Source organism: Actibacterium sp. (assembly GCF_055134745.1).
This window is the reverse complement of the sequence record NZ_JBSRVX010000010.1, coordinates 1-15,384: the sequence shown is the minus strand read 5'-3', so window position 1 is coordinate 15,384 and position 15,384 is coordinate 1. Positions and strand designations below refer to the sequence as shown.

Sequence of the window (15,384 nt, the reverse complement as noted above, 5' to 3'; positions counted from 1 at the left end):
TGCACAGGGGAACATGCGGGCCAACCATAAGGCGGTCCAGAGGAAAATACAGTGCAGCGCATCACATTCATGGCAAGTGACAGCGATGCTGCCGCGGTGGCCAGAGCGACGCTGGGCGCGCGCTACGGCAATGGACCGGTGTCCCAGGCCGATATCATCGTTGCGCTGGGCGGGGACGGGTTCATGTTGCAGACCCTGCATGCGACGCAGCATCTGGATATTCCGGTTTACGGCATGAATTGTGGCACCGTCGGTTTCCTGATGAATGAGTATCAGGAACCGGATCTGCTGGAGCGGCTGTCCGCTGCCGTGGAAGAGGTCATTCATCCACTGAAGATGCGCGCCATCGCCCCCGATGGCACCATCCGCGAGGCGCTGGCCATCAACGAGGTGTCCTTGTTGCGTGCCGGGCCGCAAGCGGCCAAGCTGCGCATATCCATTGATGGCAAGGTGCGGCTGGATGAACTTGTCTGCGACGGGGCGCTGGTTTCCACGCCGGCGGGATCGACGGCCTATAACTATTCCGCGCATGGGCCTATCCTGCCGATCGGGTCAGATGTTCTGGCCCTGACGGCGATGGCGGCATTCCGGCCCCGGCGCTGGCGCGGGGCATTGTTGCCCAGCAGCGCGCATGTGCGTTTCGACGTGCTGGAACCGTCGAAACGCCCGGTCATGGCAGATGCCGATAGTCGGGCAGGCGGGAACGTCGTATCTGTCGAGATCACCAGCGAGGCGGCGATCCGGCATCGCATACTGTTCGATCCCGGCCACGGGCTGGAAGAGCGCCTGATCCGTGAACAGTTCGTCTAGCCCCGGCCGTTGCCGTTCCAGCCTTCGCGTTTACGATAGAGCGTTGACGGCGACACATCCAGAACCCGCGCGGCCTTGGGCACCGATCCGCCGTGCTGGGCGATGGTTTCCTCGATCACCAATTGTTCAATTTCGGCCAGTGTCTTGCCAACCAGCCCGCCCAGTGTGACATGCGGGCGATCGGGCGCGGCAGAGGTTGCGGGGGCTGCGAACTTTTCGCGTTCGTGATGCAGTTCGATCGGCAGCATGTCCAGCGTCAGAACCGGGCCTTCGTTCAACACGACCGCGTGGCGCACGACGTTCAGCAACTGGCGTATATTGCCCGGCCAGGGCAAGCGCAGGAACAGTTTCTTGACCTCGGGCGACAGCCCGGTAAAGCGTCGATTTTCCTCGGATGCGAATCTGGCCAGCGCGTCTTCGGCAATTTCGATCACGTCATCGCCCCGTTCACGCAGCGGTGGCATATGGATCGGCACGACGTGCAGGCGGTAATACAGATCCTCGCGGAACCGTCCGCGGCGGACCTCTTCCATGGGGTCGCGATTGGTGGCGCAGATGATGCGCACATTTACCTTGCGGGCCTTGGGCGCGCCAACCGGCTGAATTGTCGATGTCTGCAGGAACCGCAACAGCTTGGTTTGCAGGTTCAGATCCATTTCGCAGATTTCATCCAGAAACAATGTGCCGCCATCTGCCACCGCGGCCGCGCCCGGCTTGTCGGCGATGGCCCCCGTGAACGACCCTTTCAGATGGCCGAACACCTCTGATTCCAGCAGGTCTCCGGGGATCGCGCCACAGTTCAGCGGCACGAAGGGCCCCGATGCGCGGTGCGAGGCATTATGCACAGCCTGCGCGCAGATTTCCTTGCCGGTGCCGCTTTCGCCGGTGACGAACACGGTGGCCATCGACCTGCCGACAGACCGGATGCGGCCATAGATTTCCGCCATCGCGGATGAACTGCCGACGAATTCACGCAAGGGGCCGGTATCTGCGGCGGGGGCGGGGTCGCCGCGCAACCGCATGGCATCTTGCAGCGCGTTTTCGATCGCGTGCAGAAAACGCTGTTCATTGAAGGGCTTCAGCAGAAATTCATAGGCGCCCATCCGCATCGCCTCGACCGCCAGATTGATCGACCCATTGGCCGTTACGACGATGATCTTGGTCTTTGGACACATATCCAGAAAATCGCGCATCAATTCCAGCCCCGGGCGATCGGGCAGCATCATGTCAAGCAAGACGACATGCGGCGAGTTTTCCTGGAACTTCTGCAGCCCTTCGGCGGCATTGCCGGCTGTCACGACCTCGTGCCCGGCGTTGCGCAAGACTGATTCATAAACCATCTGCAGGCTTGGCGTGTCTTCGATCAGCAATAGCGGTGTCATGATGCGCGTGCCCCCAAACGACTGGCGTAATCTGTCGCAAGGCGTTCCAGCACCTTGTCGATTTCGGCTTCGGCCTGTGGGCCGGTGTCGCGCAAAATCTTGTCATCCTTGGCCTGGGCCGCGGCATTCAGACGCTCGGCAAGGCTTTGAAGATAGTCGGCACCGATCGCGCCGGCCAGCGAAATCAATACATGGGTGCGGGCGCGCAGCAGCGCAAAGTCGCGCTTTGCAAGGCCGGTCCGCATCCCGGTCTTGACCATCGTCAAATCCTGTTCCAGCCGGGCCAGAAGTTCGGCACCGTTCGCATCGCCGGCCAGCGCCAGCAACCGGTCGATATGGATCTGGCTGAAGGGTTTGTCGGGGTTGGCGGTGCAGGGGGGGGGCGGCTGAAGATTGCGCCGCTCCAGCACGGTTGCGATGGCCTGCCCAAAGGATTCCAGGCTCATGATCGGTTTGGCAAGAATACCGTCTGCGCCAGCTTCGTAAATCTCGAACCGGTTGGCCGACAGGACATAGGCGGTGATTGCAAGAATCGGCAATATGCGCACCGTGTCATCTGTTTCGCGGCGGCGCACGGCACGGATCACGTCCAGCCCTGACAGGCGCGGCATCTCGATATCAACCAGTGCCAGATCGAAATGCTGCGCCTCCAGCGCCTCGATCGCGGCCTGTCCATCGGCGGCAATACGGCAATCGGCACCCAGCGTTTCCAGCATCTGCCGCACGACCAACTGGTTTGTCGGGTTATCTTCGGCCACCAGAACGCACCATCCTGCCAGATCGGGCAGGCCGCGCGCGCTGTCGCCCGACAGGCCGGGGGCCCAGGCCGCGCGCGGCAACAGGATCGTCACCTCGGCCCCGCCCTGCGCCACATTGCCGACATCGAGGCGACCCTTGATATGATCGACAAGATCGCGAACGATATGCAGACCCAGACCGGTCCCCGGCGTGGCGCTGTCGGGCGGGCGCCCCTGTTCATCAAACAGCCGCGCCAGGGATGCATCGCTGAAGCCGGGGCCGGTGTCGCGCACAGTCAGGCACAGCGTTTCATGCGCCTGCAACGTAACCAGCAGGCTGACGCGCCCCAGCACGGCGTGCTTCATCGCATTGCCGATAAGATTGGTCAGTATGCGTTCAAGGGCATGCCGGTCGGTTCCGATGATATCGGGCAGGTCATCGTTGCAATCCAGGATGAATTCCAGCCCCTTTTCCCGGGCATGGGCGCTCCACCTGATGCGGATATCTTCCAGAAACGGTGCCAGTCTAAGAATGCCGCCCTGATCTGCGATCAGATCGCTTTCCCCTGTTACCAGTGCCAGCACCTCGCCACTCAGCCTGGCCAGCTGTTCACCGGCGCTGCGGACACGCAGAAGTTGCTGACGCGAGGCCGTGTCAAGCAATGCGGAATCGATAAGGGAAAGCCCGCCCAGGATATCGGCCACGGCATTGCGAATATCATGTCCCAAAAGGGTTGCCCGCTTGACATTGGGCTCCGCGAAATGGGTCTTTCGGTTCTCCGGGTCCTGGGCAGAAGTCACATGTCTATTCCTCGGCCGCCATGTCATGTACTCGGCATGCTGCACGCGCATAGGTTGCACATATCAGGTTTACCGCAGATGAAATTCCGTCTCCACTAGCCAAAAAGGATAGGTTTGCGCGGCCACTATCTATGGCTTGGCGGCAAGGTTCAACTGCTTCAGCGCATCGGTGATTTCATCCAGAATTGCCGGGTCGTCGATCGTCGCCGGGGGTTTGAACGGTGCACCATCGGCGATTTTCGCCATTATGCCGCGCAGGATCTTGCCCGACCGGGTTTTGGGCAACCGATCCACGACACAGGCCAGACGGAAGGCGGCCACGGGGCCGATCCTGTCACGGATCAGGGCGATGCATTCCTTCACGATCTGGTCATGCGGCCGATCCACGCCCTTGGTCAGACATAAAAAGCCCAGTGGTGCCTGCCCCTTCAACGCATCGCTTATTCCGATCACGGCACATTCGGCGACATCGGGATGGCTGGCCAGAACCTCTTCCATTGCGCCGGTAGACAGGCGATGGCCCGCCACGTTGATCACATCATCTGTGCGCGCCATGATGTAGAGATAGCCATCCGCATCGACATAGCCCGCATCGCCCGTTTCATAATAGCCCGGGAAATGATCCAGATAGGATTTTCGGAACCGGTCAGCGGCATTCCACAATGTCGGCAAGGTGCCCGGCGGCAGGGGCAGCTTGATTGCAATCGCACCCAGTTGCCCCGCCGCGACGGGGTGCCCGCCTTCATCCAGAACGTGCACGTCATATCCGGGCATCGCAACACTGGGCGAGCCGATCTTGACGGGCAGCTTATCCAGGCCCAGCGGATTGGCCGCGATGGCCCAGCCGGTTTCGGTCTGCCACCAATGGTCGATCACCGGCACGCCAAGTTTGTTCTGGGCCCAGATGATGGTATCCGGATCGGCGCGTTCGCCGGCCAGAAAGACGGCCTTCAGGCCAGACAGATCGAATTTCTTGATGAATTCACCATCGGGATCATCGCGCTTGACCGCGCGCAGGGCGGTTGGGGCTGTAAAGAATGCCTTGACGCCATGCTGCGCGATGATGCGCCAGAAGGTGCCGGCATCGGGCGTGCCCACAGGCTTGCCTTCGAACACGATGGTGGTATTGCCGTGGATCAGCGGACCATAGCAGATATAGCTGTGCCCCACGACCCAGCCGACATCGGACGCCGCCCAGAACACATCGCCCGGCGCCACGTCATAGATGTTCTTCATCGTCCAGTTCAGCGCCACCAGATGCCCGCCTGTCGCGCGCACGACGCCCTTGGGCTGGCCGGTGGTGCCGGATGTGTACAGGATATAGGCCGGGTGGTTGCCTTCCACGGGAACGCAATCGGCGGGTTCGGCATCGGCCTGAAACCCGTGCCAATCCAGATCGCGCCCTTCGGTCAGGTGCGCGACTTCTTGTTCACGCTGAAAGATCACACAAAAATCGGGCTTGTGGCGGGCCTGTTCGATGGCGCTGTCCAGCAACGGCTTGTAATGCACCACGCGGCCCGGTTCGATCCCGCAGGATGCGGCGAGAATGCATTTGGGCGCGGCGTCGTCGATCCGTACCGCCAGCTCATGGGCGGCAAAGCCGCCGAAAACGACCGAATGGATCGCCCCCAGCCGGGCGCAGGCCAGCATGGCCTCCAGCGCTTGCGGGATCATCGGCATATAGATGATCACGCGGTCGCCCTTGGTCACGCCACGTGCACGCAAGGCGCCGGCCAGCAGGGCCACACGGTCACGCAGATCGTGATAGGTGATATGCTGGACCGTGCCGGTAACCGGGCTGTCGTGGATGATGGCGGCCTGATCGCCGCGCCCGGCGGCGACATGGCGATCTACGGCATTCCAGCAGGTGTTGACCATGCCGTCAGCAAACCAGTCATAGAAGGGGGCGTTTTCGGCGAACAACGCCATTGATGGCATGCGGTCCCAGTCAATGGTGCTGGCGGCCTGCATCCAGAATGCTTCGGGATCGGCTTGCCAGGCCGCATAAGTATCGCGATATGTCATCGTGCAGATCTCCTCCCTCTCTGCATGAAGTCCGGGATGACGGGCGCTAACCGTAATGCGCCACAGGTGTGCCCGCCAATGCGGCCATGTTCAACAATCCGCGCGCGGTAATCGAGGGCGTGACGATATGCGCCCGGTTACCCATCCCCATCAGGATCGGCCCTACCTCCAGCCCGCCTGCGCGCATTTTCAGAATGTTGCGCACGCCGCTGGCGGCGTCGGTATTGGCAAAGACCAGAACGTTGGCGGCACCTTCCAGGCGGCTGTGCGGGAAAATGCGTTCGCGCAGTTCGGGGTCCAGGGCGGCATCAATGTGCATTTCGCCCTCATAGGCGAAATCGACCTCTTGCAGGGCCAGGATCTCCATCGCGGCTCGCATGCGCCGGCCTGAATCGCAATCGAGATTGCCGAACTGGGAATGTGAACACATTGCGATATTGGGCACCATCCCAAAGCGGCGCACATGGCGCGCGGCACCGATCACCGTATCCGCGATCTGTTCGGGGGTCGGTTCGAAATTGATCTGGGTATCGGCGACGAAAAGCGGCCCATCTTCCAGGATCATCAAGGACAGAGCGCCAACCGGGCGCAGGCCATCACGCGCCAGAACCTGGCGGACATAGTTCAGATGCCACAGATATTGGCCGAAGGTGCCGCATATCATGCTGTCAGCCTCGCCGCGATGCACCATAACGGCGGCGATCGCGGTGGAATTGGTGCGCATGATGGCCTTGGCCAGATCGGGGGTGACGCCGCGGCGCGCCATCAGATCGTGATAGGTGCCCCAATATTCGCGGTAACGCGGATCGTTTTCGGGGTTCACGATCTGGTAATCCACATCAGGGCGGATTGTCAGGCCGGCGCGGGCAGATCTGTGCGCGATCACCTCTGGCCGGCCGATCAGGATCGGGCGGTCGGTGGTTTCCTCGATCATCGCCTGGGCCGCGCGCAGAACGCGCTCGTCTTCGCCTTCGGCAAAGACGATATGGCGTTCGGCCTGGGCAGCGGCTGCGAAAACCGGGCGCATCAGCATGGCGGATTTGAAGACTGATCCGTCCAGCGTTTCCTTGTAGGCCTCCAGATCCGCAATCGGGCGGGCGGCCACGCCCGATGCCATGGCGGCCCGCGCGACCGCCGGGGCGATGGCGCCGATCAGGCGCGGATCAAACGGTTTGGGGATCAGGTAATCAGGGCCGAAGGTCAGCTTTTCGCCCTGATAGGCGGCGGCGGCCTCGGCGCTGGTGGTGGCGCGGGCCAGGGCGGCGATGGCCTCGACACAGGCGACCTTCATTTCGTCGTTGATCTCGGTCGCGCCCACATCCAGCGCGCCGCGGAAGATAAACGGGAAACACAGCACGTTATTGACCTGATTGGGATAATCCGACCGCCCGGTGGCGATCAGCGCGCCCGGCGCGGCCTCGCGGGCGAGTTCGGGCATGATCTCGGGCACAGGGTTGGCCAGGGCAAAGATGATCGGATCCTTGGCCATCTTGCGAACCATGTCCTGGGTCAGCAGGCCGGGGCCGGACACGCCCAGAAAAAGATCCGCCCCCTCCATCGCATCCATCGTCGTGCGCATATCGGTTTCACGGGCGAATTCGCGTTTTTCGGGGTTCAGGTCATTGCGGCCTGAATGCACGACGCCCTTACTGTCGAGCATGGTGATGTTTTCACGCTTCACCCCCATAACAATCAGCATCTTCAGACAGGCCACACCGGCCGCTCCGGCGCCAAGACCGACGACCTTGATATCTTCGAATTTCTTGCCCGCCACGCGCAGCGCGTTGGTCGCGGCGGCAGCCGTGACGATGGCGGTGCCGTGCTGGTCGTCGTGAAAGACCGGAATCTTCATGCGTTCGCGGCACAGCCGTTCGACGATGAAGCATTCAGGCGATTTGATATCTTCCAGGTTGATCGCGCCAAAGGTGGGTTCCAGCGCGCAGACGATATCGGCCAGCTTGTGGGGGTCGGCCTCGTTCACCTCGATGTCGAAACAGTCGATATTGGCGAATTTCTTGAACAGGACCGCCTTGCCCTCCATCACGGGTTTGGAGGCCAGCGCGCCGATATCGCCCAGGCCCAGAACGGCGGTGCCGTTGCTGATCACCGCCACCATATTGGCGCGAGAGGTGTAAAGCGCGGCTGTCTGCGGGTCAGCGGCGATTTCAAGACAGGCCTCGGCCACGCCGGGGGAATAGGCCAGTGACAGGTCGCGCCCGTTGGCCAGTGGTTTGGTTGCACGCACCTCCAGCTTTCCGGGCTTGGGATTGGCGTGATAATACAGCGCTGCGTGGCGGGCCGCGTCTGATTTGGCTTTGTCCATCGGGACACCTCTGCAAAATGGTTTAGCGTTAAACTAAACGAAATTCCCTTGCCGCGCCACATGTCCGGGCGGGCTTTGCCGTGGTTTCGCAGATTCCGCCGATTTGCGCCAGTCCGAACCGCTATTGCATGCGGGCGGACTTGCATCCCGTCTTGTGCCGCAGCAGACTGCCGGTCAGGAAAGGGGCCCCCATGACATTGCTTGATGCTGCCCGCAAGGTTCGTGAAAACGCCTATGCACCCTATTCCGGCTTTGCGGTCGGGGCGGCGCTGCGCACTGAAAGTGGCGCGATCTTCACCGGATGCAATGTGGAAAACGCCGCCTTCCCCGAAGGCACCTGTGCCGAGGCTGGCGCCATCGCCGCCATGTGTGCAGCGGGAGAGAGGCGTATCGCCGAACTGGCGGTGATCGCCGATGGCCCCAAGCCCGTGCCGCCCTGCGGTGGCTGCCGTCAGAAACTGGCCGAATTCGGCACAGGCGATACAGTGGTCATCATGGCGACCCTTGAAGGGGCCCAGCTGCGCAAGACGCTGAACGAGCTGTTGCCCGGCGCCTTCGGCGCAGCCCAGTTGGGGCAGGTCTGACCATGGATGCCCGCACGATCATCGCCAGGCTGCGCGACGAACAGCGCCTGAGTGCGGCCGAGATCGAATGGTTCGCGCGCGGTCTGGCGGATGGCGGGGTGACGGATGCCCAGGCCGGGGCTTTTGCAATGGCCGCGCTGTTGAACGGGCTGGTCAAGGATGAACGCATCGCCTTGACGCGGGCCATGCGCGACAGCGGGCAGGTCTTGCACTGGGATCTGCCAGGGCCGGTTCTGGACAAGCATTCGACGGGGGGGATCGGCGATTGCGTCTCGCTGCTGCTGGCACCCGCGCTGGCGGTTTGCGGGGCCTATGTGCCGATGGTGGCTGGCAGGGGGCTGGGCCATACCGGCGGTACGCTGGACAAGCTGGAAGCGATCCCGGGCTATCGGTGCGACATTCCGGCGGACCGGCTGCGCGAGGTGACGGCCAGCATCGGTTGCGCGATTGTCAGCGCCACGGCCGATGTCGCTCCTGCCGACAAGCGGCTTTACGCGATCCGTGACGTGACCGGCACGGTGGAAAGCATCGACCTGATCACGGCGTCGATCCTGTCGAAAAAGCTGGCCGCGGGCTTGGAGGGGCTGGTGCTGGATGTGAAGGTCGGGTCGGGCGCTTTCATGAAGGATATCGAGGCGGCCGAGGAACTGGCAGAGGCCTTGGTGACCACCGCGCAGGGGCTGGGCTGCATGACCACCGCGCTGATCACGGATATGAGCCAGCCGCTGATCGCCAGTGCCGGCAATGCGCTGGAGGTGATCGAGGTGATGGAAACCCTGACCGGCACCGGCGTGACCCCTGCGCTCTGGGATCTGACCTGCGCGCTGGGCGGCGAGGTGCTGGCGCTGGGCGGTCTGGCCGCCGATGCCGGCGATGGGGCCGGGCGCATCGCGCAGGCGCTGGAAAGCGGCGCCGCCGCCGAACGGTTCGGCGAAATGGTGGCCGAACTGGGCGGGCCGGTCGATTTCGTCGAACGCTGGCCCGACCGTCTTCCATCTGCCCCGGTCCTGCGCGAGGTTCTGGCCGGGCAATCGGGCGTGATCGAGGCGATCGACGGGCAGGTGCTGGGCATGGCCGTGGTCGAACTGGGCGGCGGACGCAAGCGGGGTGGCGACAAGATAAATCCGTCGGTCGGGCTGTCGGAAATGGCCCCCCTGGGCGAGATTGTTTCACCCGATCTGCCGCTGGCGATCATTCATGCCGCCAGTGCCGCCGATGCCGATGCCGCCGAGGCGGCCGTGCGCGGCGCCTTTCGCATCGGCAACGCACATCCCGCCATACCGCCGCTGATACACCGAAGGCTGCGCTGATGGCGCGCGCTTTTCTGATCGTGATGGATTCGGTGGGTTGTGGCGGTGCGCCCGATGCGGGACGGTTTTTCAACGGGGCGCGGCCAGATACCGGTGCGAATACGCTGGCCCATATCGCGCAATACTGTGCCACCGTGCGGCCAAAGGGTCCGCTGGCCCTGCCCAATCTTGATGCTTTGGGTCTGGGTGCAGCCATAGCATTGGCTTCTGGCGATGCCGCGCCAGGGCTGGGGGTGGTGCCTGCGGGGCTGTGGGGGGCGGCTATTGAAACATCCCCGGGCAAGGACACGCCATCGGGCCATTGGGAACTGGCGGGCGTGCCGGTGCCGTGGGACTGGCACTATTTCCCCGACAGCGTGCCCGCGTTTCCGCCCGATCTGGTCGCGACGGTCTGCCACCTGGCGGGCACGGATGGCATTCTGGGCAACTGCCATGCCTCGGGCACTGAAATCGTTGCGCGGCTGGGGGCTGATCATATGCGCACGGGCTGGCCGATCTGTTATACCTCGGCCGACAGTGTGTTCCAGATCGCCGCGCATGAGGGCACATTCGGGCTGGACCGGCTGCAGGCCCTGTGTGCCGCCCTTGCGCCGCATCTGCACAGGATGCGTGTCGGGCGGGTGATCGCGCGCCCCTTTGTGGGCACGCCTGAAACCGGCTTTGTGCGCACTGGCAACCGCCATGACTATGCCATCGCTCCGCCCGCCCCGACCTTGTGCGATCATGTGCAGGGGGCAGGAGGCAGGGTGCATGCCGTGGGCAAGATCGGTGACATCTTTTCCATGCAGGGCATCGACGACGTGCGCAAGGGCACCGATGCAGAGCTGATGCAGCATCTGATCGGGCTGATCGGCAGCGCCGAGCCGCGCAGCCTGACATTCGCCAATTTCGTGGAATTCGACAGCCTTTACGGCCACCGCCGCGACCCCGCCGGATATGCCGCGGCGCTGGAATGGTTCGATGCGCAACTGCCGCGTCTTTACGCTGCCGTTCGCCCCGGAGACCTGATCCTGTTCACCGCCGATCATGGCAATGATCCGACCTGGCCGGGCACCGATCATACCCGCGAAAGGGTGCCGGTGCTGGGATATGGCGTGGGTCAGCGCGCGCTGGGGCTGATCGGCTTTCGCGATGTGGCCGGTCTGGTGGCCGACCATCTGGGCCTTGCGCCACAATCCTGATCAAACCGGAGCTTGCCCATGCCTGACCTTGTGACTGTTGTCGATCATCCGCTAGTCCAGCACAAGCTGACGCTGATGCGCGACAAGACGACATCAACCGCCGGGTTCCGGCAGTTGTTGCGCGAGATATCGCATTTGCTGGCCTATGAGGTGACGCGCGATCTGGACATGACCACCCGGCGGATCGAAACGCCCTTGCAGGTAATCGACGCCCCCATACTGGATGGCAAGAAGCTGGCGCTGATATCCATCCTGCGGGCGGGTAACGGGTTGCTGGATGGTATTCTGGATCTTATCCCTGCAGCGCGGGTCGGCTTTGTCGGGCTGTATCGCGACGAGGGGACGCTGAAACCCGTGCAGTATTATTTCAAGGTGCCCGACCGTCTGGAAGAACGCGCCACGATTGTGGTGGATCCGATGCTGGCTACGGGGAATTCGGCGGTCGCGGCGGTTGATCTGCTCAAACAGGCCGGTGCGGCGAATATCCGCTTCCTGTGTCTGCTGGCCGCGCCTGAAGGTATAGCCTGCATGACACAGGCGCATCCGGATGTGCCGATCGTCACAGCATCTGTGGACGAGCGTCTGAATGACCATGGATATATTGTTCCGGGCCTAGGGGATGCGGGTGATCGCATGTATGGCACAAAATAAGGGAAATGTCGCTTTACCTCTTGTAGGCGATTAGGCATCATACCCCCATATGTTGTGGGGATGTTATGCGAACCTATCCGATTCTTCTTGCGCTGGCCTTTTTGGTTGCCGGATCATCTGTGGCATTGGCGCAGGCCCTGAACGATGACAGCGGGCCTGCCGAACTTCCGCCGGCAAGCTATACCGGCACGCAATATGTCGACAGCAAGGGCTGCGTCTATATCCGGGCAGGCTATGCTGGCAAGGTGAACTGGGTGCCGCGCGTCAGCCGCGATCGCACGGTGATGTGCGGTTTCAAACCGACGATGGCGGCAACTGCGCCGGTGCCCGCCCCGGCCCCGCAACAGCCCGCTTCTGTATCGGTGGCGCCAAAGCCGGTTCAGACCGTTGCCGCGCCCAAGCCTGCCGCCCCGGTGGTTGTCATCCCTGTCGCCCCCGCAGTCGCGGCCACGGTGACCCCACCTGCGCCGGTGGCCAAGCCGGTTGCAAATGTGGCGCCCGCCGCAACCAAACCTGCCGCCCCGTTACGGCTGACCGTCACCGCCGCCGCCGTTGCGCCGGCGCGGTTCTCGGTTCCCAAGGGCTATGTCGTGGCCTGGAAAGATGACCGTCTGAACCCGCGGCGCGGGCAGGGCACCGCGACCGGGCAGGCGCAAATGGATATGGTCTGGACGCGCGAGGTTCCCGCGCGGCTGGTTGCCGGTGCCGCAAAGGCCGGGTTGACCCAGCCATATGCCGTGCCCGCCCGCCCGACAATGCGCGTTTCGACCAAGACCCCGTCGGCCAATACGGCAGTGCCGCGGCCTGCTGCCCCTGCACAGGGCGCAAATTATCTGCAGGTCGGATCGTTTGGCGTGCCGTCAAATGCCAGCACTACCGCCGCGCGTCTGCAGGCGATGGGGTTGCCGGTGCAGGTGCGCCCGGCGGTGATACGCGGCAAGCCATTGCAGATTGTTCTTGCCGGGCCGTTTGGCGACCCCGACCGGCTGGGACGGGCGCTGGCCGCCGTGCGCGGGGCAGGTTTCCGCGATGCCTTTGTGCGCCGCTAGGGTCAGCCGCCGCAGATCGCCTGCAACCTGATCCAGTCCGCATCCGACAACAGCGGCTCGAACACCTTGCCGCGCATGGGATCGCCTTCGATCAGGGGCAGCACGGTTTCGCCCGATACATCCAGCGCATAGGCATAAGGCGTGGATGGCACGCGCGCCGTGGCGAAGCGCGCCAGCAGCATATCGTCGGGCACCCTGGCAGGTGGCTTGGTCAACAGGGCCTCGGCGTAACCTTGCAGTGAAGCGCGCGGAAGCCCCCCGGTTGTCAGCAGTTTCAGGCTGGCCACCGGCCCCAGCGACCATAACAGGCTGTTCAGAGGGTCGGCCATGGTTGCGCGGCTGCGCTCGGCCAGGATAAAGCCCGCCGCGACCGAGGCATCTTCATGGTCTTCGACGACAGACCGGCCCAGAAGAACGATCTGCCCGGGCAGATGGGCCGACCCCGACAGACCCGAGGGCAAAACCACGATGCTGCCGCCGCCCGGCAGCAACCGCCGTGCCAGACGCGCCAGCGCCTTGTCACCGCCGGGGCTGTGGCAAGCCGCCCCTGACAAGCGGGTGATATCTGCCAGAAGGCTTTGGCCAATATTGGCGCGGATGGTGGCGGGCACCGCCGCCACGGTATGCCGCCGCAAGGCACCGGGCATCCAGAAAACCAGCACCGCCAGAACCAGCATCAGCGCCGAGCCCATCACGATCAGGCGCAGCCGTCCCTGCCGCGGGCGGGTCCGGGCAATGGCGGCACGGACCTTTTCTATTGCGGCGATCATGGTGGTGTCGTCGATTTCCAGCTGTTCTTCGCTGTCATCGCCGGGCGTATAAAGTGCGGGGGTTGCGCCAGGGTTCAGCCGCGTGACCGCCGCCAGCGACCAATGCGTCAGCGCCTGGGCGCGATTGTCGGAAATAACCAGCGAGGCCTCGCCAAAAGATACGATGACATCACGGCGCTGGGCCGAAGATGTCGCACGCCATAACCCGGGAGATTCCAGCCTTTGATATTGTGAAAGTGCCGTCATGCGGCCGCACCTGCCCCGGTTGCCTGCTGTTTTGCCGGTATGATAGCGGTTCGCGCAGGGCGTCACAATCGGGCGTTACGGGCTTGGCCGACGCGCGACGCGCGGCTAGGTTGCGGCCATGATCATTTCCCGCGGACGACGCTATATATTTGTTCATATCCCCAAGACCGGCGGCACGGCGATGTCGCTGGCACTGGAGGCGCGGGCGATGGCCGATGACATTCTAATCGGCGACACGCCCAAGGCCGTGCGGCGTCGGGCGCGGCTGCAGGGGGTGCAAACCGCGGGGCGGTTGTGGAAACATTCGCGCCTGCGCGACATTTACGGGTTGCTCAGCCCAGAGGAGGTGCGCGATTTCTTCAGCTTCACGCTGGTGCGCAATCCCTGGGATCGCGTGGTCAGCTATTATCACTGGCTGCGGGATCAGTCGTTTGACCATCCGGCGGTCGGGCTGGCCAAGGGGCATGATTTCAGCGGTTTTCTTGCCCAGCCCCATACCCGGGCCAGTCTAGGGGCGGAAACCTATGGCAGCTATATGCTGGATGCGGCCATGAAAGAGCGGTGCGATGCCTTTGTGCGGCTGGAACATCTGCGGGCCGATCTGGCCGTGGTCGAGGCTCACCTTGGCTTTCGGTTGGGCGATATTGAACCTGCCAACCGTTCAGCGCGTGCGACCGATTACCGGCGATATTACAGCGAAACAGATGCCGATCTGGTGGCGCGGTTATGTGCGGCGGATATCGCGCGGTTCGGGTATGGGTTTGATGATGCCGCGCGGGCCGGATAAGCTGTTGTCGCGTCGGCCCGCCTGGTGCGGCGGGCCGGGTCGTAATCTGGCGTCATGGCCTGATCAGGCGGCCTTTTGGGTCGCGGCGAAGCGGGAATAGAATGTTTCCTGCTTTGTGGCGATATCGCGCAACAGGGAAGGCGCGGCAAAGCGCGCGCCATGGGCCGATTGCAGAGCGTCACACAGTGCAACCGCCTTTCCGGCCCCGATGATATCCAGCCAGCTGAACGGCCCGCCCGACCACGGCGCAAAGCCCCAGCCCAGGATCGCGCCGACATCGCCTTCGCGGATATCCATCAGCACGCCTTCTTCCAGCGCGCGCACGGCTTCCAGCACCTGGGCGAACAGCAGACGGTGCTGCACGTGGGTAACGTCGGGCTGATCGGCAGCAGGCGGGTATTTGTCGGCCAGACCGGGCCACAACAACCCGCGCTTGCCCTTGTCGTCATAGTCGTAAAAGCCCGCGCCTGCCTTGCGCCCCATCCGGCCCTGATCGGCCATCCAGAACAGCACCTCATCGATCGCCCCGTCGGGATAGGCATCGCCCATCGCCGCGCGGGTGGCCTTGGCGATTTTCACGCCCAGATCAATGGATGTTTCATCGACCAGTTGCAGCGGCCCGACCGGCATCCCCAACTGACGCGCCGCATTTTCCACCATCGCGGGGGCCACCCCTTCGGCCACCATGCGGATACCTTCGTTGATATAGGGGATGATGCAACGATTGG

General features: G+C 63.2%; 13 protein-coding genes. 7 read left to right on the top strand and 6 right to left on the bottom strand.

What is annotated here, in order from left to right; genetic code table 11:
- Positions 1-51: 51 nt before the first annotated feature.
- The gene (locus ACTCHC_RS01750) at positions 52-810 is read left to right on the top strand and encodes an NAD kinase (RefSeq protein ID WP_463020727.1); all 759 of its coding nucleotides are present in this window, start codon (positions 52-54) and stop codon (positions 808-810) included.
- On the opposite strand, the gene ACTCHC_RS01745 is transcribed toward ACTCHC_RS01750, so the two are convergent.
- From ACTCHC_RS01745 to ACTCHC_RS01730, 4 genes are all read right to left on the bottom strand, one after another.
- Positions 807-2,192: a sigma-54-dependent transcriptional regulator gene (locus tag ACTCHC_RS01745; RefSeq protein ID WP_463020726.1), complete on the bottom strand. Its 1,386-nt coding sequence runs from the start codon at positions 2,190-2,192 to the stop codon at positions 807-809. The genes ACTCHC_RS01750 and ACTCHC_RS01745 overlap by 4 nt on opposite strands.
- Positions 2,189-3,730 (bottom strand): response regulator, encoded by a 1,542-nt coding sequence (locus ACTCHC_RS01740; RefSeq protein ID WP_463020725.1) that lies wholly within the window; start codon positions 3,728-3,730, stop codon positions 2,189-2,191. Before ACTCHC_RS01740 ends, ACTCHC_RS01745 begins: the two co-directional genes overlap by 4 nt.
- A 129-nt stretch (positions 3,731-3,859) precedes the next feature.
- Positions 3,860-5,755: a propionyl-CoA synthetase gene (locus ACTCHC_RS01735; protein WP_463020724.1), complete on the bottom strand. Its 1,896-nt coding sequence runs from the start codon at positions 5,753-5,755 to the stop codon at positions 3,860-3,862.
- Between the two features lie 46 nt (positions 5,756-5,801).
- Positions 5,802-8,078 carry an NADP-dependent malic enzyme gene (locus ACTCHC_RS01730; RefSeq protein ID WP_463020723.1) on the bottom strand — a complete coding sequence of 759 codons (2,277 nt, stop codon included), beginning with the start codon at positions 8,076-8,078 and terminating at the stop codon, positions 5,802-5,804.
- 191 nt (positions 8,079-8,269) lie between these two features.
- Between ACTCHC_RS01730 and ACTCHC_RS01725 the strand changes: the two genes are divergently transcribed.
- From ACTCHC_RS01725 to ACTCHC_RS01705, 5 genes are all read left to right on the top strand, one after another.
- Positions 8,270-8,662 carry a cytidine deaminase gene (locus ACTCHC_RS01725; protein WP_463020722.1) on the top strand — a complete coding sequence of 131 codons (393 nt, stop codon included), beginning with the start codon at positions 8,270-8,272 and terminating at the stop codon, positions 8,660-8,662.
- Between the two features lie 2 nt (positions 8,663-8,664).
- Positions 8,665-9,972, top strand: coding sequence for a thymidine phosphorylase (locus ACTCHC_RS01720; protein WP_463020721.1), 1,308 nt, complete (start codon positions 8,665-8,667; stop codon positions 9,970-9,972).
- On the top strand, positions 9,972-11,153 hold the full coding sequence (locus tag ACTCHC_RS01715; protein WP_463020720.1) for a phosphopentomutase: 1,182 nt from the start codon (positions 9,972-9,974) through the stop codon (positions 11,151-11,153). Before ACTCHC_RS01720 ends, ACTCHC_RS01715 begins: the two co-directional genes overlap by 1 nt.
- An 18-nt stretch (positions 11,154-11,171) precedes the next feature.
- Positions 11,172-11,804 carry a uracil phosphoribosyltransferase gene (upp, locus tag ACTCHC_RS01710; protein WP_463020719.1) on the top strand — a complete coding sequence of 211 codons (633 nt, stop codon included), beginning with the start codon at positions 11,172-11,174 and terminating at the stop codon, positions 11,802-11,804.
- Positions 11,805-11,869: 65 nt separating this feature from the next.
- Positions 11,870-12,853 carry an SPOR domain-containing protein gene (locus ACTCHC_RS01705; RefSeq protein ID WP_463020718.1) on the top strand — a complete coding sequence of 328 codons (984 nt, stop codon included), beginning with the start codon at positions 11,870-11,872 and terminating at the stop codon, positions 12,851-12,853.
- Positions 12,854-12,855: 2 nt separating this feature from the next.
- Here ACTCHC_RS01705 and ACTCHC_RS01700 read toward each other — a convergent pair whose 3' ends face one another.
- Positions 12,856-13,869: a hypothetical protein gene (locus ACTCHC_RS01700; protein WP_463020717.1), complete on the bottom strand. Its 1,014-nt coding sequence runs from the start codon at positions 13,867-13,869 to the stop codon at positions 12,856-12,858.
- 118 nt (positions 13,870-13,987) lie between these two features.
- On the opposite strand from ACTCHC_RS01700, the gene ACTCHC_RS01695 reads away from it, so the two are divergent.
- Positions 13,988-14,656 carry a sulfotransferase family 2 domain-containing protein gene (locus ACTCHC_RS01695; protein WP_463020716.1) on the top strand — a complete coding sequence of 223 codons (669 nt, stop codon included), beginning with the start codon at positions 13,988-13,990 and terminating at the stop codon, positions 14,654-14,656.
- Positions 14,657-14,719: 63 nt separating this feature from the next.
- Here ACTCHC_RS01695 and ACTCHC_RS01690 read toward each other — a convergent pair.
- A partial coding sequence (locus ACTCHC_RS01690; protein WP_463020715.1) for a 3-hydroxyacyl-CoA dehydrogenase family protein occupies positions 14,720-15,384 on the bottom strand: 665 nt, incomplete at its 5' end.

Bases quoted from the DNA above. Each gene is read 5' to 3' on its own strand.
- ACTCHC_RS01745 (WP_463020726.1), bottom strand. From the start codon at position 2,192: ATGACACCGCTATTGCTGATCGAAGACACGCCAAGCCTGCAGATGGTT.
- ACTCHC_RS01735 (WP_463020724.1), bottom strand. From the start codon at position 5,755: ATGACATATCGCGATACTTATGCGGCCTGGCAAGCCGATCCCGAAGCA.
- ACTCHC_RS01730 (WP_463020723.1), bottom strand. From the start codon at position 8,078: ATGGACAAAGCCAAATCAGACGCGGCCCGCCACGCAGCGCTGTATTAT.
- ACTCHC_RS01725 (WP_463020722.1), top strand. From the start codon at position 8,270: ATGACATTGCTTGATGCTGCCCGCAAGGTTCGTGAAAACGCCTATGCA.
- ACTCHC_RS01720 (WP_463020721.1), top strand. From the start codon at position 8,665: ATGGATGCCCGCACGATCATCGCCAGGCTGCGCGACGAACAGCGCCTG.
- ACTCHC_RS01715 (WP_463020720.1), top strand. From the start codon at position 9,972: ATGGCGCGCGCTTTTCTGATCGTGATGGATTCGGTGGGTTGTGGCGGT.
- upp (WP_463020719.1), top strand. From the start codon at position 11,172: ATGCCTGACCTTGTGACTGTTGTCGATCATCCGCTAGTCCAGCACAAG.
- ACTCHC_RS01705 (WP_463020718.1), top strand. From the start codon at position 11,870: ATGCGAACCTATCCGATTCTTCTTGCGCTGGCCTTTTTGGTTGCCGGA.
- ACTCHC_RS01700 (WP_463020717.1), bottom strand. From the start codon at position 13,869: ATGACGGCACTTTCACAATATCAAAGGCTGGAATCTCCCGGGTTATGG.
- ACTCHC_RS01695 (WP_463020716.1), top strand. From the start codon at position 13,988: ATGATCATTTCCCGCGGACGACGCTATATATTTGTTCATATCCCCAAG.